This is a genomic window from Facklamia sp. P12955 (assembly GCF_050409565.1).
In the GTDB taxonomy this organism is placed as follows: domain Bacteria; phylum Bacillota; class Bacilli; order Lactobacillales; family Aerococcaceae; genus Facklamia.
This window is the reverse complement of sequence record NZ_JBNUPF010000048.1, coordinates 1-3,146: the sequence shown is the minus strand read 5'-3', so window position 1 is coordinate 3,146 and position 3,146 is coordinate 1. Positions and strand designations below refer to the sequence as shown.

Annotated in this window: 1 protein-coding gene; it reads left to right on the top strand. The window is 39.3% G+C overall.

Annotated features, from left to right (window positions below; genetic code table 11):
- Positions 1-311 precede the first annotated feature (311 nt).
- On the top strand, positions 312-3,017 hold the full coding sequence (locus ACQV2G_RS08955) for a cation-translocating P-type ATPase (RefSeq protein ID WP_428876633.1): 2,706 nt from the start codon (positions 312-314) through the stop codon (positions 3,015-3,017).
- The last annotated feature ends 129 nt before the right edge of the window (positions 3,018-3,146 follow it).

Sequence of the window (3,146 nt, the reverse complement as noted above, 5' to 3'; positions counted from 1 at the left end):
GTGGGACATTTTGATTTGTGTTCTCTTGAGACATTATCATTTACGTTTAACAAAACTTTGACTATCTTTACAAAAAAATTTGCATAAAAATGTGCTATTGATTATAATTTAGCTAGATGTTCATAAGGGAGTAACTTAAGATAGATGATATCTTGGCTGTATCAACAACGTTAAGTAGTTTTACTACTGGTACAGTCTGAAATAGTGAGACTTATGCCATTGAGCGCAGCTTTGTGTTGCCCAAGTGGCATGAGTCTTTTTTCTATTCGAAGTCAATCTTATAAACACGTTAAATTAAAGGGGGAAAGTGGATGTCTAGCAAAGATTTTGTTGCTTATACTAAATCAAATCAAGAGATTATAAGCGAATTAGATACCGATATTAAGAGCGGATTAAGTCAAACAGAAGTAAAAAAGCGTTTGGAGCAATACGGTGAAAACACCTTGAAAGAAGAAGAAACAAGGTCTCTTCTACAAAAATTTGTGGACCAATTTAAAGATTTTATGATCATTGTTCTGTTAGTTGCTTCTGTCATATCTGCATTTGTTGGATATATGGAGGGAGAAGGACCAACTGATTCAATTATTATTCTGATTGTTGTCCTATTAAATGCAGTGCTTGGAGTTTTCCAAGAGGCTAAGGCCGAAGATGCCATTAACGCCTTGCGTGATATGTCTTCACCTGAAGCCAACGTATTACGCGATGGAGAATATATGAAAATCAAATCAACTGAACTTGTTCCTGGTGATGTAGTTAGTTTAGAAGCTGGTGACATCGTTCCTGCGGACTTACGCTTAGTTGAAACCAATTCCTTAAAAGTCGAAGAAGCGGCACTAACTGGCGAATCTGTTCCAGTTGAAAAACATGCCGAAGCGGTTATTGAAAAAGAAGCTGGGATTGGTGATCGATCCAATATGGCTTTCTCTTCAACCAATATTACCTATGGACGCGCTTTAGGAATCGTCACTCACACAGGGATGGATACAGAAGTTGGACATATTGCAGCCATGTTGTCTTCGACGGAAAAGCAGCTCACTCCACTCCAAAAAGACCAAGAAAAATTGGGTAAAACACTTACCTATTTAATTATCGCAATCGCTATCATAACTTTTATTGTTGGTGTCTTTCTTAAAGGATTCTCGCCAATTCAAATGTTATTAGTTTCTATTTCATTGGCAGTTGCCGCTATTCCAGAAGGCTTACCTGCTATTTCAACCATTATTCTATCTTTAGGCACGCGAACCATGGCTGCCAGAAATGCCTTGGTAAGAACTCTTCCTGCTGTTGAAACTTTAGGATCAACTATGGTTATTTGTTCAGACAAAACCGGTACTTTAACACTGAATCAAATGACTGTTGAAAAGGTTTATTATGATGGTCAATTGCATTATGCTCAAGATCCACTTGATAATAATGGTAAATTTATTTGCTCTTTCGCTTTCCCTAATGACTCTAAAGTCGATGCTCAAGGAAATGTCAACGGTGACCCTACTGAAACAGCCCTCATTCAATACGCCTTAGACCATGGGATGGATCTCAAAGGACAATTAAGACAATTCCCTCGAGTAGAGGAAATTCCTTTTGATTCAGGCCGTAAATTAATGTCAACCATTCATGAGACCGATGATGGCCGTTATCTAGTCTTTGTTAAAGGAGCTCCTGATCAATTAATTAAGCGCTCAAGCTCTATTCAAAAAGCCCAAGAAGTTACTGCAATGACTGAGGCTGATCGAGAAGAAATTATAGAAGTCAATGCTAAATTAGGTCGGCAAGCATTAAGAGTTTTAGCAGGTGCCTATAAAATAATTGATGAGATTCCCGCTGAAGTTACAACGGAAACCTTAGAAAAGGACCTAGTTTTCACTGGTTTAGTCGGTATGATTGACCCAGAAAGAACAGAAGCCAAAGCTTCTATTGAAAAAGCGCGTATGGCTGGTATTCGTACTGTCATGATCACAGGAGACCACGCAATGACTGCTCAGGCCATTGCTGAACGTTTAACTATCTTAGACCCAAATGACAGCGAAAATGAACGTCACGTAATGACCGGAGCCCAATTAGATGAAATTACAGACGATCAGTTAGCTAAAGAAGTTGGAAATTACTCAGTTTATGCTAGGGTTTCACCAGAGCATAAAGTGCGTATTATCCGTGCTTGGCAAGCCAATGATGCCGTTGTCTCAATGACCGGTGATGGAGTTAATGATGCGCCATCTCTTAAACAAGCCGATATTGGTGTCGGTATGGGTATCACTGGTACAGAAGTCTCTAAGGGTGCTTCAGACATGGTCTTAGCTGATGATAATTTCCAAACCATAGTTGTAGCAGTCGAAGAAGGACGAAAAGTATTTGCTAATATCCAAAAAGCTGTTCAGTTCTTACTTTCTGCTAACCTTGGAGAGGTGATCACTTTATTTACAGCCACTTTATTCGGTTGGGTGATTTTAGAACCAATTCATATCCTGTGGATTAACTTAGTAACGGATGTCTTCCCTGCTATCGCATTAGGTATGGAGAAAGCAGAGTCTGATGTAATGTCACACCGTCCACGTACTAAAAAAGATTCTTTCTTATCCTTTGGGGTGGCACCCTCTATCCTTTATCAAGGGATTCTAGAAGCTTTAATTACGCTATTCGTATATTGGTATGCTGCTGAAGGCCCAATGCAAACATCCTTAATAGGAGAGGAACGACACGTTCTTGCTGAGACTATGGCCTTCATTACACTTGGTTTAATCCAACTATTCCATTCATATAACGTCAAATCCGTTTTCGCTTCCCTATTCAGCCGTAATCCTTTTGACAACAAGTGGCTAAACTTAGCCTTCTTAGTATCCGGAGCAATGCTTTTAGGTGTTGTATTAATTCCTGGTATCAGTCAATTCTTTGATGTTCATGCTTTAACAGCTGGACAATGGGGAATTGTTGTCGCAGCCGCCCTCTCAATTGTGGTGGTGGTAGAAATTGTTAAATTTATTATGCGTTTAAGTGGGTTCGCTGACAAATATAATCAATAAGCCTATCAAAAAAGCTGGGACAAAAGGACCTCTCAGCTACCTCAAAATTTACAGCGAGCCTAGATTGGAAAGTAACTTTCCAATCTAGGCTCGCTGCTTTGGGTATTTACGTAGATTATTGGCCATAAA